Annotated in this window: 12 protein-coding genes and 1 tRNA gene; 10 read left to right on the plus strand and 3 right to left on the minus strand. The window is 66.3% G+C overall.

The features are described from left to right. Positions 1-78 precede the first annotated feature (78 nt). The gene (locus tag BVIR_RS02925) at positions 79-861 is read right to left on the minus strand and encodes a bestrophin-like domain (RefSeq protein WP_055036360.1); all 783 of its coding nucleotides are present in this window, start codon (positions 859-861) and stop codon (positions 79-81) included. Positions 862-1,187: 326 nt separating this feature from the next. Here BVIR_RS02925 and BVIR_RS02930 point away from each other — a divergent pair, with 326 nt between their 5' ends. The 10 genes from BVIR_RS02930 (at position 1,188) to pufC (ending at position 11,919) form a co-directional block, all read left to right on the plus strand. Then, on the plus strand, positions 1,188-2,057 hold the full coding sequence (locus BVIR_RS02930) for a polyprenyl synthetase family protein (protein WP_055036361.1): 870 nt from the start codon (positions 1,188-1,190) through the stop codon (positions 2,055-2,057). 1,267 nt (positions 2,058-3,324) lie between these two features. Then, entirely contained in the window at positions 3,325-4,263 is a 939-nt protein-coding gene (gene bchC, locus BVIR_RS02935) for a chlorophyll synthesis pathway protein BchC (RefSeq protein ID WP_055036362.1), read from the plus strand. Further along, on the plus strand, positions 4,260-5,270 hold the full coding sequence (locus tag BVIR_RS02940; protein WP_055036363.1) for a chlorophyllide a reductase iron protein subunit X: 1,011 nt from the start codon (positions 4,260-4,262) through the stop codon (positions 5,268-5,270). The genes bchC and BVIR_RS02940 overlap by 4 nt, the downstream gene beginning before the upstream one ends. Before the next feature lie 16 nt (positions 5,271-5,286). After that, positions 5,287-6,843, plus strand: a complete 1,557-nt coding sequence (gene bchY, locus BVIR_RS02945; protein ID WP_082416608.1) for a chlorophyllide a reductase subunit Y — start codon at positions 5,287-5,289, stop codon at positions 6,841-6,843. Then, a complete protein-coding gene (gene bchZ, locus BVIR_RS02950) occupies positions 6,843-8,294 on the plus strand; it encodes a chlorophyllide a reductase subunit Z (RefSeq protein WP_055036364.1) in 1,452 nt (483 codons plus the stop codon). The genes bchY and bchZ overlap by 1 nt, the downstream gene beginning before the upstream one ends. A gap of 108 nt (positions 8,295-8,402) precedes the next feature. Then, positions 8,403-8,693, plus strand: a complete 291-nt coding sequence (gene pufB, locus BVIR_RS02955; protein WP_417852039.1) for a light-harvesting antenna LH1, beta subunit — start codon at positions 8,403-8,405, stop codon at positions 8,691-8,693. Positions 8,694-8,710: 17 nt separating this feature from the next. Further along, the gene (gene pufA / locus BVIR_RS02960) at positions 8,711-8,920 is read left to right on the plus strand and encodes a light-harvesting antenna LH1, alpha subunit (RefSeq protein ID WP_055036365.1); all 210 of its coding nucleotides are present in this window, start codon (positions 8,711-8,713) and stop codon (positions 8,918-8,920) included. A 121-nt stretch (positions 8,921-9,041) separates the two neighbouring features. Continuing rightward, positions 9,042-9,866, plus strand: a complete 825-nt coding sequence (gene pufL / locus BVIR_RS02965) for a photosynthetic reaction center subunit L (RefSeq protein ID WP_055036366.1) — start codon at positions 9,042-9,044, stop codon at positions 9,864-9,866. A gap of 11 nt (positions 9,867-9,877) precedes the next feature. Further along, on the plus strand, positions 9,878-10,852 hold the full coding sequence (pufM, locus tag BVIR_RS02970; RefSeq protein ID WP_055036367.1) for a photosynthetic reaction center subunit M: 975 nt from the start codon (positions 9,878-9,880) through the stop codon (positions 10,850-10,852). Then, positions 10,849-11,919: a photosynthetic reaction center cytochrome PufC gene (gene pufC, locus BVIR_RS02975; RefSeq protein WP_082416610.1), complete on the plus strand. Its 1,071-nt coding sequence runs from the start codon at positions 10,849-10,851 to the stop codon at positions 11,917-11,919. Before pufM ends, pufC begins: the two co-directional genes overlap by 4 nt. Positions 11,920-12,590: 671 nt before the next feature. Here pufC and asnB read toward each other — a convergent pair. Then, complete coding sequence (gene asnB, locus BVIR_RS02985) at positions 12,591-14,498, minus strand: asparagine synthase (glutamine-hydrolyzing) (protein WP_055036370.1); 1,908 nt, start codon at positions 14,496-14,498, stop codon at positions 12,591-12,593. A gap of 326 nt (positions 14,499-14,824) precedes the next feature. Then, positions 14,825-14,899, minus strand: a tRNA-Gln gene (locus BVIR_RS02990). Positions 14,900-14,901 lie beyond the last annotated feature (2 nt).

Here is a 14,901-nt window from a genome sequence, read left to right on the forward strand (position 1 = left end):
AGTCCCGGCCATCGACGCTGGCATGCCAATTTCTGAGGTTTTTTCCGGCATCACGCCGGGACCATCCCCAATCCGGGATCACCCCGGCTGCGACACCACCGCCAGCGCGTCTTGGAGCGGTGCGGGCGAGATGCGGATGTCGCCGCTGAACGGGTGCTCCTGCAGCGCGATCAGGCCGAGTGCGACGATCGCCGCGACCGAAAACACCACCACGCCGGCGCCGTGGGCGCGTGGCCGCTCAAGGTGCACCAGGGCAATCGCGAGCTGGGTGATCACCCCGATGATCAGCACCGTGATCCACTTGATGTCGTTGGTGCGGTCGGACGCGAGCGCCAAGCGGTCGGCGCGGGCGTCGCGGATACGGATCACCGCATTGAGCAGCGCGCCCTGGACGGTCTGGCCGACCACCTGGGCGACCTTGGCATCGCTCACCTCGTGCAGCAGCACTTCGAACGCCGCGTCAGTGTCGGGCGAGGAGTCGCCCTTGGCCATCTGCGGCCAGTCCTGCGTCAACACCGATTGCAGGTAATAGCGGAGCGACGGCTGAATCTGAGCCAACTCGGAGGCGGAGACGCGGCCGAGCGTATTCAGGGTCTCTGCGGCGCTGCTCTCGCTGTGCACCGCGCGCCAAGCCTGACGGTTGCGGTCGGAAATGTCGCTGGCGAGAAAACCGGTGAGCAGCGAGAACATCACGCTGACGGTACCGATGAACGGACCGACCACCCCGTTCAGGCTGTGGATCTTGCCGTGAACCGGCGAGAAGGCGGTGAGCCAGACCAAGAACGAGCCGGTTGCCGCATAGAACCCGATCAGGACGACGAACATGCCGACACTCGGCAGATCGAGCCACCAGTTGATCACGCGAAACCCTCCAATATCCGCAACCTGGTCTGATTGGACCGGGCGGCGTTACCACGGGGTTTAGAGGCCGGTGGGCAGGGCGCTCAATCCGCTGCGATCGGGGCGCCAAAGGTATCGGCGCACGCACGGCGCCACGCCAGATCGCGTTACGTTATGCTGGCGCGCCGCTGCCCGGCTGCGCCTTGTCCACCGTCCGCTGTGCCGGCAGAATGCTCATTGACACCATTCCATGGACTGTCCATCCTGTTTGACAGTTGCAGCTGACAACAGAAAATTACAGTCGTCAGAGATTACAGTCCTTGGGCCGACCCAAGCCGGAGTGCAGCATGGACCCGATGGCGCGCATCGAGCAGGCCCTTGAATCGGCAATCGTCGCCTCAGAAGGCGAGGGGTGCCCGCCAACGCTGGCGGCAGCGCTCCGTTACGCGGTGTTTCCCGGCGGCGCGCGCATCCGGCCAAGGCTGTGCCTCGCAGTGGCCTGGGCCTGCGGCGACGACAATCCGGTGCTCGCCGACTCCGCCGCCGCGGCGATCGAGCTGCTGCATTGCGGCTCGCTGGTTCACGACGACCTGCCGTGCTTCGACGACGCACCGATCCGGCGCGGCAAGGCGACCGTGCACAAGGTGTTCGGCGAGAACATTGCGGTGCTGGCCGGCGACGCCCTGATCGTGCTGGCGTTCGAGACCCTGGCGCGCGGCGCCGTGAACTCGCCCGAGCGCCTCGCCAAGCTGCTGCCGGTGATCAGCAGCGCGGTTGGCTCGCCGTCGGGCATCATCGCCGGGCAGGCGTGGGAGTGCGAGCCGCAGGTCGAGCTCGCCGCCTACCATCGCGCCAAGACCGGCGCGCTGTTCGCCGCGGCCACCATCGCCGGTGCCGCCGCCGCCGGCTGGGATGCCGAGCCATGGCGCGCCCTCGGCGAGCGCCTCGGCGAAGCCTATCAGGTCGCTGACGATTTGCGCGACGTTGCCGCCGACGCCGAAGAGATCGGCAAGCCGAGCGGACGCGACGCCGAACTCGGCCGGCCGAGTGCGGCCCGCGAACTGGGCGTAACCGGGGCGATCCAACGGTTCGACGCCTTGGTGGCCGCCGCGGTCGACTCCATTCCGGCCTGTCCGCGTGTCAACGAACTGCGCAGCCTGATCTCGATGGAAGGCAAGCGCTTCCTGCCCAAGAGTCTGGCGCTGCGGGCGGCGTGACCGCATCCGGCGTGATCGGCCTAAACAGAAACCGTGCGCGCTGTGCTCCACGGCGCCGTGCCGTCCGACGTCCAAGGCCGGACCCGGCGGAGACCTCGCGCCGTCGTCCGCAGCGGCGCGACATCGCTCGCGGTGCCGTTGCCGGAAACGTCGCGGATCATGGGTTCGGAGTCTCAGCTTTGCTTCGCCCGGAACGACCGGCGTTTCATCCCCCCGGCGGGTCGGAATTCCGGTGGCCAACTGATACGAAATCCGGCCGATCAGGCCGGAATTTCCGTCGTGCGGGCGCCGAACAACCTCTTTCCGAACAGGGCCTGTTTCGACGAGGCGGTTTCCGGATCACGATGTGATCGTTCGGAAGCGGTCTGACGCAGCGGTCTGACTGCGCCGGGAATGCTGTGGCGGGTTCGGCGCTCGCGGCTTGGCTCGGCGGGCGCTGTCTTCGGGCCCGAACCTCGGCGCGGTATCGAGGGCGAGCCGCTACCTGTGCGCCGTCCGCGGCGTCGCTGACCCGAAAGCCGGCTCCAGACCTGCACACGGCCGCAGTCGTATCGGTCGCCGGGCGGAGCCCAATCTTGGCCGGCCGGCGCCGCTCGCGGCATGACTGTCAAGCAGACTTGACACTCGGGCGGCGGCCGGGGTCGGCCAAGGTGTCTTCACTGGTGTTGAGCTCGACCTCGTCCGGTTGCCGCCGAGCGCCGGTTCAGCGTGGGCCGATCCACGCGCGTGCGGTCGGTGCGCAGGCGGCCACGCGAAATTCAAGATGTTGTTTTATCGTAATTTTTCGTGGTTATGGCGGGCCCGGTTCGCCCGCCCTGGGCCAGGGTTGAACGTTGCGCTGCCGGCCGCTGTTCACAGCGCCAGGCTCGGCATTTCCCCGTTAGGGTTATCCTTGAGGGCGCCGCGGCAGCGGGCGCCGGGGGCGGCGTCGGCGCGGCCCCGCCCCCTCGCAGCGGGCGGTAACTAGATACGATCCGGCCGGCCGCCGCGGCCCCGCCAGCGGAGCCGTTCCGGCTTCTACGTATCCGCCGCGGCGCTGGATTGTCGCGGCCGCGCGAGCCTTGCGGAACTCATTCTGACAACGAGGGAAATTCGCCCAGAGCCGGCCGGGCGCGACCTGTCAGACGCTACGTGAATACCGCCGCAAATGCCTCCCAAAGGCCCTGTCACAGGCGTAAGTCACACTTGACAGGAGGGGTCGTAAAGTTAGAGTGACAACAACTTCGTAAGCGGGTAGCCGCTCTGTGTCCCGTTACCGGGTGTCTGGATGAACACGATTGCCGTGGTGCTACAGAAGCCGGAACAGCTGGTGCTGAGTCGGCTTGCTCTCACGCCGCCGGGTGACGACGACGTGGTCGTCGACATCGAGTGGAGTGGGATCAGCACGGGTACCGAGCGACTGTTCTATTCCGGCCGGATGCCGTCCTTCCCGGGCATGGGCTATCCGCTGGTGCCGGGCTACGAGTCGGTTGGCCGCATCGCGTCTGCCGGCGGTAGCGCGAGCGCCCGCGTCGGCGAGCGCGTGTTCGTGCCGGGCGCGCGCTGCTACGGTGAGGTGCGCGGCCTGTTCGGCGGCGCGGCTTCGCGGCTGGTGGTTCCGGCGTCGCGGGCCTTGGCGATCGACGAGAAGCTGGGCGAGCAGGGCGTTCTCTTGGCGCTCGCGGCCACCGCCTATCATGCCATTCATGCCGAAGGCGCCCGCCAGCCCGACCTGATCGTTGGTCACGGCGTGCTCGGCCGCCTGTTGGCCCGCCTGGCGCTGCTGTCGGGTGGCCCGGCGGTGGTGTGGGAGCGCAACCCCACCCGCGCCGAGGGCGGCACCCGCTATCGGGTGCTCGATCCGTCCGAGGACACCCGCAACGACTACAACGCCATTTATGACGTCAGCGGCGATCCCACCATTCTGGACTCGCTGATTTCACGCCTTGCTCCCTGCGGTGAGATCGTGCTGGCCGGCTTCTACGAGGAGCCGCTCCACTTCAATTTCCCGCCGGCGTTCCTGCGCGAGGCCCGCATCCGCGTCGCCGCCGAATGGCGGCCGGAGGACCTCGTCGCGGTCAAGCAGCTGGTCGAGTCCGGTCGGCTGTCGCTGGATGGGCTCATCACGCATCGCGAAGAGGCGCAGAACGCGACCGAGGCTTATCGGACCGCCTTCAACGATCCGACCTGCCTCAAGATGGTTCTCGACTGGAGATCCTGCTCATGACGTCCCCCGCCAGAGCGGTCTCGTTGCAGCCGATCCTTGACGCCCGTCTCAAGGCCGAAGCCGCAATCGAACCCGATCCCGTGCCCACCGGCGAGCCCGCCAAGGCGACGCAGATCATCGCGATTTACGGCAAGGGTGGCATCGGCAAGAGTTTCACGCTGTCCAACCTGAGCTACATGATGGCTCAGCAGGGCAAGAAGGTGCTGTTGATCGGCTGCGATCCCAAGGCCGACACCACCTCGCTGTTGTTCGGCGGCCGGGCCTGCCCGACCATCATCGAGACCTCGGCGAAGAAAAAGCTCGCCGGCGAAGAGGTGAAGGTCGGCGACGTCTGCTTCAAGCGCGATGGCGTGTTCGCCATGGAGCTCGGCGGCCCGGAGGTCGGGCGCGGCTGCGGCGGCCGTGGCATCATCCACGGCTTCGAGCTCCTGGAGAAGCTCGGCTTCCACGACTGGGGCTTCGACTACATTCTGCTCGACTTCCTGGGCGACGTGGTGTGCGGCGGCTTCGGCCTGCCGATCGCGCGCGATATGTGCCAGAAGGTCATCATCGTCGGCTCGAACGATTTGCAGTCGCTTTATGTCGCCAACAATGTCTGCTCGGCGGTGGAGTATTTCCGCAAGCTCGGTGGCAACGTCGGCGTCGCCGGCATCGTGATCAACAAGGATGACGGTACCGGCGAGGCGCAGGCCTTCGCGGCGGCCGCCGGCATTCCGGTGCTTTCGGCCATCCCGGCAGACGAGGATATCCGGCGCAAGAGCGCGAACTATCAGATCGTCGGCTATCCGGGCGGGGCATGGGGCTCGTTGTTCGAGGAGCTGGCGTCGGCAGTGGCGGGTGCGCCGCCGATCCGGCCGAGGCCGCTGAGCCAGGACGAGTTGCTCGCCCTGTTCAAGAGCGAGGCGGTCGGTCGCAACGTGGTGCTGGAGCCGGCGACGATCGAAGACATGTGCGGGTCGGCGGTGATCGAGAAGCCGTCGCTCGAAGTGATTTACGACACGGTGTGAATTGGGACAGGACGCCATGAGGGCTGCCAGTTACGTTCCGATCGACACCGCACGAGGCGGTGAGCCGGCGTCAGCCGGCCCGACGCCGCGCGTCGACGTTGTGGCAGGTGCGGGGGATCTGCCACGCGTCGACGTCGCTGCCATCCCCGACGGGCCCGGCTGCCGGGCCGGGTCCGTCGAAGCTTTCCGCGACTCGGTCGAAGGGCGCGGCCACGCGCCATCGTCGCCGCACGACCAGCCGCAGACGATGTGTCCGGCGTTCGGGTCGCTGCGCGTCGGTCTGCGCATGCGCCGGACCGCGACCATCCTGTGCGGCTCGGCCTGCTGCGTCTACGGTCTCACCTTCACGTCCCACTTCTATGGCGCGCGCCGCACCGTCGGCTACGTACCGTTCAGCTCCGAGACGCTGGTGACCGGCAAGCTGTTCGAGGACATCCGCGACGCGGTGCACCAGCTGGCCGACCCGGCACAATACGACGCCATCATCGTCACCAACCTGTGCGTTCCGACTGCCGCCGGCGTGCCGCTGCGCCTGTTGCCCAAGCAGGTCAACGGCGTGCGCGTGATCGGCATCGACGTGCCCGGTTTCGGCACCGGCACCCACGCCGAGGCCAAGGACATTCTCGGCGCGGCGATGCTCAACCGGGCGCGGCACGAGGCCGAGCAGGGGCCGGTGCAGGCGCCGCGCGGCGGCCGCAGCGACCGGCCGACGGTGACGCTGCTGGGCGAGATGTTCCCGGCTGACCCGGTCAACATCGGCATGCTGCTGGCGCCGCTCGGCCTGGCGGCGGGGCCGGTGGTGCCGACCCGCGAATGGCGCGAGCTGTATGCCGCGCTGGACTGCGGCGCGGTTGCGGCAATTCACCCTATTTACACCTCCGTAATTCGTGAATTCGAAGCGGCCGGTCGCACCGTTGTGGGATCGGCCCCGGTGGGCTATGACGGCACCGCCGCGTGGCTCGACTCGATCGGCGATGCGTGCGGGGTGGCTCGGGTCACCGTCGAAGCAGCGAAAAACAAGTTGCTGCCGCCGATTCGGGCGGCGCTGGCCAACGCGCGGATCCGCGGGCGTATCACCATGTTCGGCTATGAAGGGTCGGAGTTGCTGGTGGCGCGCCTGCTGGTCGAAAGCGGGGCCGATCTTCCGTACCTCTCGACCGCCTGCCCGCGCACCCGCTGGTCGGACGCCGACCGCGAGTGGCTCGAGGCGCGGGGTGTGAAAGTTCAGTTCCGCGGAACGCACGAGCAGGACCTCGAGGCGATCGCAGAATACAAGCCAGACCTCGCCATCGGCACCACGCCGATGGTGCAGAAAGCAAAGTCGCTCGGCATTCCGTCGATTTATTTCACCAACCTGATCTCGACGCTGCCGATGTTCGGCGTCGCCGGCGCCGGCACGCTCGCCAAGCTGATGAATGCGGCGATCGGCAACAAGCCGCGGTTCGATAAGATGAGTGCGTTCTTCGCCGGTGTCGGCGAGGACGCGGAGGACGAGCGTCCCGAGTTCCGCGAAGCCTACAAGCGCCGCATCGCCGCCCAGGCTAAGCAGCGCAAGGCCGAGGAGATCGGTTGATGCTGATCCTCGACCATGATCGCGCCGGCGGCTACTGGGGGGCGGTGTACGTCTTCACGGCCGTGAAGGGGCTGCAGGTCATTATCGACGGTCCGGTCGGCTGCGAGAACCTGCCGGTGTCCGCGGTGCTGCACTACACCGACGCGGTGACGCCGCACGAGATGCCGGTGGTGGTCACCGGACTGTCGGAGGAACAACTCGGCCAGACCGGCACCGAGGAATCGATGCGGCGGGCGCACAAGACGCTCGATCCGGAGATGCCGGCGGTGGTGGTGACGGGGTCGATCGCCGAAATGATCGGCGGCGGCGTCACGCCCGAAGGCACCAATATCAAGCGGTTCCTGTCGCGCACCATCGACGAGGACCAGTGGCAGTGCTCCGACCGCGCCATGAACTGGCTGTGGACGGAGTTCGGCGCAAAGAAGGTGACGCCGCCGAAGGCGCGCAAGCCCGGCGAAAAGCTGCGGGTAAACATCATCGGCGCGGTGTATGGCACCTTCAACATTTATTCCGACCTTGCCGAAATTCGGCGGTTGGTGGAGGGAATCGGCTGCGAGGTTAACCTGGTGTTTCCGCTGGGCAGCCATCTTGCCGATGTTCCGCGGTTGTTGGATGCCGACGTCAACATCTGCATGTACCGCGAGTTCGGGCGCATGCTGTGCGAAACGTTGGAGCGGCCGTATCTGCAGGCCCCGATCGGGCTGCATTCGACGACGGCGTTTCTGCGCGCGCTCGGCGAATTGACCGGCCTCGATCCGGAGCCGTTCATCGAGCGCGAGAAGCGCACCACCATTCGTCCGCTGTGGGACCTGTGGCGGTCGATGACGCAGGATTTTTTTGGGACGTCGAGCTTCGGTATTGCTGCGAACGAGACGTACACCCGTGGACTTCGCCATTTCCTTGAGGAGGAAATGGGGCTATTGTGCAGCTTCGCTTTCTCGCGCAAGCCGGGCGTGAAGCCCGACAACGGCGCGGTTCGGCAAGCAATCCAGACCAGCATGCCGCTGATCGTGTTTGGGAGCTACAACGAACGCATGTATCTTGCGGAAGTGGGCTCGCGGGCGATTTTCATCCCCGCCTCGTTTCCGGGAGCGATCGTGCGGCGCTATACTGGCACCCCGGTGATGGGGTATGCTGGGGCAACCTATGTCGTGCAGGAAGTGTGTAATGCGCTTTACGATGCGCTGTTCAACATCCTTCCCCTCGGCACGGAACTTGATAAAGTTGAGGCGACGCCGGCCCGGCGGCATAAAGAGATGCCCTGGAACGACGACGCGAGAGCAGCTCTCGACGACTCGGTTGAGGCGCTGCCGGTTCTGATCCGCACTTCGGCCGTCAAGCGTCTGCGCGACGCGGCGGAACGGGAGGCGAGAGCAGTTGGTGAAGAGCGGGTGACGGTCGCGTGTGTTGCGCGTGCCCGTGCCGCTCTTGTCGGGGGGCAGGCTGCGTGACGGGGGAGTTGCGCAATTTTTCCTCTCATCGGTTCGACGAGGCGGTTTTCCGCAACGGCGAATCGAACCAAGAGTCTTTGCCCGGTTTTGCCGGGTGAAGAGTTCGACGTGGTTTCGGCCACGTCGATCCCTGCCGCGTGGGATATGCGCGGTGACGGCCGCAAGGCCCGCATTGATGAGGGTATCAAAATGGCTGACTTGAAACCGAGCCTGACAGGGTTGACGGAAGAAGAGGCGAAGGAGTTCCACGGGATCTTCGTGACCTCGACGGTTCTGTACCTCGCGACCGCCGTGATCGTTCACTACCTGGTGTGGACGGCTCGTCCGTGGATCGCTCCCATCCCGAAGGGCTGGGTGAATCTGGAAGGCGTCCAGTCGGCGCTTTCGTATCTGGTCTGAGCGGGGAGGACTGACACATGGCTACCGAATATCGCACTGCTTCCTGGAAGCTCTGGCTGATCCTGGATCCGCGCCGCGTTCTGACCGCTCTGTTCGTCTACCTGACGGTCATCGCTCTGCTCATCCACTTCGGTCTGCTCAGCACCGATCGTCTGAACTGGTGGGAATTCCAGCGCGGCCTTCCGAAGGCGGCGTCGCTCGTGGTCGTTCCGCCGGCTGTCGGCTGACCTGAAACCCATTTTCGGGTGAATGGTCGGGTGGTGGGCGAGGCCCAATGTGGCTTTGCCCGCCACCCAAATTCAGGGGCGAGGTGGCGCTGGCAACGCCCCTCAAGCGGAGGACAGAGCAATGGCACTGCTCAGCTTTGAGAGAAAGTATCGCGTCCGCGGGGGGACGCTGATCGGTGGAGACTTGTTCGATTTCTGGGTGGGGCCGTACTTTGTCGGCTTCTTCGGAGTTTCGGCAATCTTCTTCATTTTCCTCGGCGTTAGTTTGATCGGCTACGCGGCGTCTCAAGGGCCCACCTGGGATCCCTTCGCCATTAGCATCAATCCGCCCGACCTGAAGTACGGGCTCGGAGCGGCGCCGCTGCTCGAGGGCGGCTTCTGGCAGGCGATCACCGTCTGCGCTCTTGGTGCATTCATTTCGTGGATGCTCCGTGAGGTCGAAATTTCCCGCAAGCTCGGAATTGGTTGGCACGTCCCGCTGGCCTTCTGCGTTCCGATCTTCATGTTCTGCGTCCTGCAGGTTTTTCGCCCGCTGCTTCTTGGGTCGTGGGGTCATGCTTTCCCCTACGGCATCCTGAGCCATCTCGATTGGGTGAACAACTTCGGGTATCAGTACCTTAACTGGCACTATAACCCGGGACACATGTCGTCCGTTTCGTTCCTGTTCGTGAACGCAATGGCGCTGGGTCTGCACGGTGGTCTGATTCTGTCGGTCGCTAACCCGGGCGATGGCGACAAGGTCAAGACGGCAGAGCACGAGAACCAGTACTTCCGTGATGTCGTTGGCTATTCGATCGGCGCGCTCAGCATTCACCGCCTGGGCCTCTTCCTCGCCTCGAATATCTTCCTGACAGGCGCCTTTGGCACCATCGCTAGCGGTCCGTTCTGGACTCGCGGCTGGCCGGAATGGTGGGGCTGGTGGCTCGACATTCCGTTCTGGAGCTAAGGGGGCGCACAATGGCTGACTATCAAACTATCTACACGCAGATTCAGGCCCGCGGCCCGCATATCACTGTCTCCGGCGAGTGGGGCGACAACGATCGCGTCGGTAAGCCCTTCTATTCTTACTGGCTGGGCAAGATCGGTGACGCGCAGATCGGGCCGATCTATCTGGGTGCTTCGGGAATTGCGGCGTTCGCTTTCGGTTCGACCGCGATCCTGATCATCCTGTTCAACATGGCGGCCGAAGTTCACTTCGATCCGCTGCAGTTCTTCCGGCAGTTCTTCTGGCTCGGCCTTTATCCGCCGAAGGCGCAGTACGGCATGGGCATCCCGCCGCTTCATGATGGCGGCTGGTGGCTTATGGCCGGCCTGTTCATGACGCTGTCGCTCGGTTCCTGGTGGATCCGGGTGTACTCGCGGGCTCGTGCTCTCGGCCTCGGCACCCACATCGCGTGGAACTTCGCTGCGGCGATCTTCTTCGTGCTGTGTATTGGCTGCATCCATCCGACTCTGGTCGGCAGCTGGTCGGAAGGCGTTCCGTTCGGCATCTGGCCGCACATCGACTGGCTGACTGCGTTCTCGATCCGCTACGGCAACTTCTACTATTGCCCGTGGCACGGGTTCTCGATCGGCTTCGCCTATGGCTGCGGCCTGCTGTTCGCGGCTCACGGCGCCACCATTCTGGCCGTTGCCCGGTTTGGCGGCGATCGCGAAATCGAGCAGATCACCGACCGCGGCACTGCGGTGGAGCGTGCGGCTCTGTTCTGGCGCTGGACGATCGGCTTCAACGCCACGATCGAGTCTGTCCATCGCTGGGGCTGGTTCTTCTCGCTGATGGTGATGGTGTCTGCGAGCGTCGGTATCCTTCTGACCGGCACGTTCGTCGACAACTGGTACCTCTGGTGTGTCAAGCATGGCGCTGCGCCGGACTATCCGGCTTATCTCCCCGCCACGCCTGATCCTGCCTCGCTGCCGGGAGCACCGAAATGAAACAGCTGATTGTTAATTCGGTCGCGACTGTCGCGCTGGCGTCTCTCGTGGCCGGTTGTTTCGAACCGCCGCCGGCTACCACGACCCAGACTGGTTTCCGCGGACTTTCGATGGGTGAGGTTCTTCACCCGGCGACCGTGAAAGCCAAGAAGGAACGTGACGCTCAGTATCCGCCGGCTCTGGCCGCGGTGAAGGCGGAAGGCCCGCCCGTCTCGCAGGTCTACAAGAACGTCAAGGTGCTCGGGAATCTGACCGAGGCCGAGTTCCTGCGGACCATGACGGCGATCACGGAATGGGTGTCGCCTCAGGAAGGCTGCACGTACTGCCACGACGAGAACAACCTCGCTTCCGAGGCCAAGTATCCGTACGTGGTGGCGCGCCGCATGCTGGAAATGACGCGCGCTATCAACACCAACTGGACGCAGCACGTCGCCCAGACCGGTGTGACCTGCTACACCTGCCACCGTGGCACGCCGCTCCCGCCGTACGTCCGGTACCTGGAGCCGACGCTGCCGCTGAACAATCGTGAGACGCCGACCCACGTCGAGCGGGTTGAGACCCGTTCGGGCTATGTCGTCCGCCTTGCGAAGTACACGGCCTACTCGGCTCTGAACTACGATCCGTTCACGATGTTCCTCGCGAACGACAAGCGTCAGGTCCGTGTTGTGCCGCAGACGGCGCTTCCGCTGGTCGGCGTCAGCCGCGGCAAGGAACGTCGTCCGCTGTCGGACGCCTACGCGACCTTCGCGCTGATGATGAGCATCTCTGACTCGCTCGGCACCAACTGCACGTTCTGCCATAACGCGCAGACCTTCGAGTCGTGGGGTAAGAAGAGCACGCCGCAGCGCGCCATTGCGTGGTGGGGCATTCGGATGGTTCGTGATCTGAACATGAACTATCTCGCTCCGCTGAACGCCTCGCTGCCGGCCAGCCGTCTTGGCCGCCAGGGTGAGGCTCCGCAGGCCGACTGCCGCACCTGCCACCAGGGTGTGACGAAGCCGCTGTTCGGTGCGTCCCGGCTCAAGGATTATCCGGAGCTGGGCCCGATCAAGGCTGCTGCGAAGTAAGACACAAGGCGGGGCGCCATCTGGCGCCCCGTTTCCTTTTATGAACGCCGGGGGACAACGCCCCGGCGTTTTCTTTTTCTTGCACCCCCGGATGGCGCGGGTTGCACCGTCAGGCGGTGCGGACGAGCGGCGCCGGGATGGCGACACGGTTGTGGATCAGCCCGACTTTGGTTCTGTCGCGCATTCGGCGTCCAATTCATCGACCACCGCTGATGAGTTCCTGATCGGCGCCCGCGTGTGGTGGTGCAGCCGCCGCTCGTTTGCTCGAAAACCGCGAAATCTGCGCCGGTAAAGTACTAGCGGACGGCGGCGCCAATGCGCTGGCGGTGGCCGGCAAACGCCGTGGCGATGTGGCCAAACACCGTCGGCTCGGCGAGGAAGACACGCACCAGGTTGGCCGCAGCGCGCCGATGCGGCGGGCGAGGCGTGCGATAGTCCGCGCCGATGCGGTGGGAGAGGCGGCGACGAATTGCGCTGGGCGACGCGCGGCCGGTGGCCCGTCGATCGGGATGCCGGCCCACGCTGTAGCCTCTACGAGTGCACCGCCGCGGCCGGTGACGTGCAGGTGGATGTCTAGTCCAGGCGATGCCGCGCCGCTCGCACGCGCGAGGGGTGACGCATCAGGCCGCCGATCGTGATTGGCGGGCCGACGACCACAATGCGCGGTGCCGTCATCCCCACCGCCGCCGCCAAGCCTCGAACATGATGAGCGTCCAAAGCTGAGAGGCGTGGTTACGGGAACCGCCGAGGTGCTCGCGCCAAAGCGCGCGGGCGGGGGCCGGGTCGAGCACGCCGGAATCGGCGTCTAGCAGGTCGCCGGCCCAATCGCGCAGCGGGCCGCGCAGCCAGTCGGCCAGCGGAATTGCAAACCCCATCTTCGGCCGGTCGATCAGCGCCGGCGGCACGAAGCGGTCGAGCACGCGGCGAAGGATCCATTTGGTCTCGCCGCCGCGGACCAGGAATCGGCGCGGCAGGCGCCATGCGAACTCGACGACGCGATGGTCGAGCAGCGGCGGACGGGCCTCGAGCGCCACCGCCATCGAGGCGCGGTCGACCTTTTGCAGAATGTCGTCGGGAAGGTAGGTCTCGGTGTCGGAAAAGCGCATGGCGTCGAGCAGGTCGAGGCCGGCGGGCGGCTCACCGAGGCCGGGCGGATATTCCGCCGCGCCGAGGTGGCGGGTGGGGTCGGGAACCTGGCTGACCAGTCGCTGGTAAAGCGCAGCGGGGTCGAGCGCCAGGACGCTGGCGAGCTTGGTGAGCTTTTCGCCGGGCTGCGCCGGAACGAGGCGGCGGGGAAGGGCGCGCGCGGCGCGGTCGATTGCGGCTGCCGGCATGGCGCCGAGCGCGCGCGCCGCGGCGCGGCGCAGCGGCGCGGGTATGTGGGCGAGGCGCGGCCAGTCGCGCGCCGCGAGCAGATGGCGATTGTAGCCGGCGAACAGCTCGTCGCCGCCGTCGCCGGACAGCGCCACGGTGACATGGCCGCGGGTGAGCTTGGCGACGAGGTGGGTGGGAATCTGCGAGGAATCGGCGAACGGTTCGTCGTACATCTCGGCGAGGCGCGGCACCACGGCGAGCGCGTCGGCGGCGGTGACCACGAGCTCGGTATGGCGGGTGCCGAGGTGGCGCGCCACCGCCGCGGCGTGGACGGCCTCGTCGAAGCCGAAGTCTGGAAAACCGATCGAGAATGTGCGCACCGGCCCCTTCGCTGCCGCCACCATCAGCGCGGCGACGGTCGAGGAATCGATGCCACCGGACAGGAAGGCGCCGAGCGGCACGTCGGCCATCATCTGGCGGCCGACAGCATCGCCGAGCAGCGCGGCGAGCAGCTCGACCGCCTCGGCGTCGCCGACCTCGAGCGGATCGGCGCGGCCGGCCGCCGCGACCTCGTCGAGGCGCCAGTAGCGGCGCCGCGTGATCCCTCCGTCGGCAGCGAACGAAACGATCTCGCCCGGCAGCAGCTTCTCGACGCCGTGGAAGATGGCGTGCGGCGCCGGCACGTAGCCGAACCGCAGGAAGCTTGCGACCGCGCGCGGGTCGATGGTGCGAGGCGTGCCGTCGAGCGCGCGCAGCGCCTTCAATTCAGAGCCGAACGCCAGGCGCGTGCCGCTTGCCGCGAAGAACAGCGGCTTGATGCCGAGCCGGTCGCGGACAAGGTGCAGGCGACGTTCGCGGCGGTCCCACAGCGCGAGCGCGAACATGCCGTTGAGGTCTGCCACGGTCGCATCCAAGCTGCGGCGGGCGACGCTCTCGATGATCGCCTCGGTGTCGGAGTGGCCGCGCCAGTCGACGCCGTTGAGAGCAGGGTGCCGGCGCAGGTCGCCGGCGTTGTAGATCTCGCCATTGTAGCTGACGACCCAGCGGCCGTCGGTGGACACCATCGGCTGCGCGCCGGCCGCGGTAAGGTCGACAATGGCGAGCCGCCGGTGGGATAGCGCGGCGCCGGCACCGGCGTCGACCCAGCATCCGCCGTCGTCGGGGCCGCGATGAACGATGGCGTCGGCCATCGCCGTCGCAGAGCGGGCCAGTGCCGGCGCGTTGCCGGCCAGCCGCGGATCAATCAGCCCAGCGATGCCGCACATCGGCTGCAGTCTCCCCATCGGTCCGGCCCGCGACCCGACCGGAGATACGCCACCGGTGGGAGTGACCGCAACTCTCGCCCGAGCCGTTTCGCGTGGGCGCCGTGGCGGTGGCCGATCCGGCCCACTCCGGGCGGTGCCATGCGGTCAGCTCGCCCGCAGGGGCGCTGCTCCAGCGCATGGCCGACGGTGCGGAATAGCGGCTGTGCGCTCGGCGTTGACCTTCCGGCGCAAAGCTGGTGCCAGGCCAACGCCTCCGGAACGCCCGCACGCTGCCACGGTGTCAGCGCAAGCGGCGAGGGCGAATTTAAGCGGCGCGAGCGGAAGATTGGCTGGGGCGCCTGGATTCGAACCAGGGAATGGCGGAATCAAAATCCGCTGCCTTACCACTTGGCTACGCCCCAAC

This window comes from Blastochloris viridis (genome assembly GCF_001402875.1).
Taxonomy (GTDB): domain Bacteria; phylum Pseudomonadota; class Alphaproteobacteria; order Rhizobiales; family Xanthobacteraceae; genus Blastochloris; species Blastochloris viridis.

Bases quoted from the DNA above. Each gene is read 5' to 3' on its own strand.
- bchZ (WP_055036364.1), top strand. From the start codon at position 6,843: ATGCTGATCCTCGACCATGATCGCGCCGGCGGCTACTGGGGGGCGGTG.
- pufM (WP_055036367.1), top strand. From the start codon at position 9,878: ATGGCTGACTATCAAACTATCTACACGCAGATTCAGGCCCGCGGCCCG.
- BVIR_RS02940 (WP_055036363.1), top strand. From the start codon at position 4,260: ATGACGTCCCCCGCCAGAGCGGTCTCGTTGCAGCCGATCCTTGACGCC.
- pufC (WP_082416610.1), top strand. From the start codon at position 10,849: ATGAAACAGCTGATTGTTAATTCGGTCGCGACTGTCGCGCTGGCGTCT.
- bchY (WP_082416608.1), top strand. From the start codon at position 5,287: ATGAGGGCTGCCAGTTACGTTCCGATCGACACCGCACGAGGCGGTGAG.
- pufL (WP_055036366.1), top strand. From the start codon at position 9,042: ATGGCACTGCTCAGCTTTGAGAGAAAGTATCGCGTCCGCGGGGGGACG.
- BVIR_RS02930 (WP_055036361.1), top strand. From the start codon at position 1,188: ATGGACCCGATGGCGCGCATCGAGCAGGCCCTTGAATCGGCAATCGTC.
- pufA (WP_055036365.1), top strand. From the start codon at position 8,711: ATGGCTACCGAATATCGCACTGCTTCCTGGAAGCTCTGGCTGATCCTG.
- bchC (WP_055036362.1), top strand. From the start codon at position 3,325: ATGAACACGATTGCCGTGGTGCTACAGAAGCCGGAACAGCTGGTGCTG.
- asnB (WP_055036370.1), bottom strand. From the start codon at position 14,498: ATGTGCGGCATCGCTGGGCTGATTGATCCGCGGCTGGCCGGCAACGCG.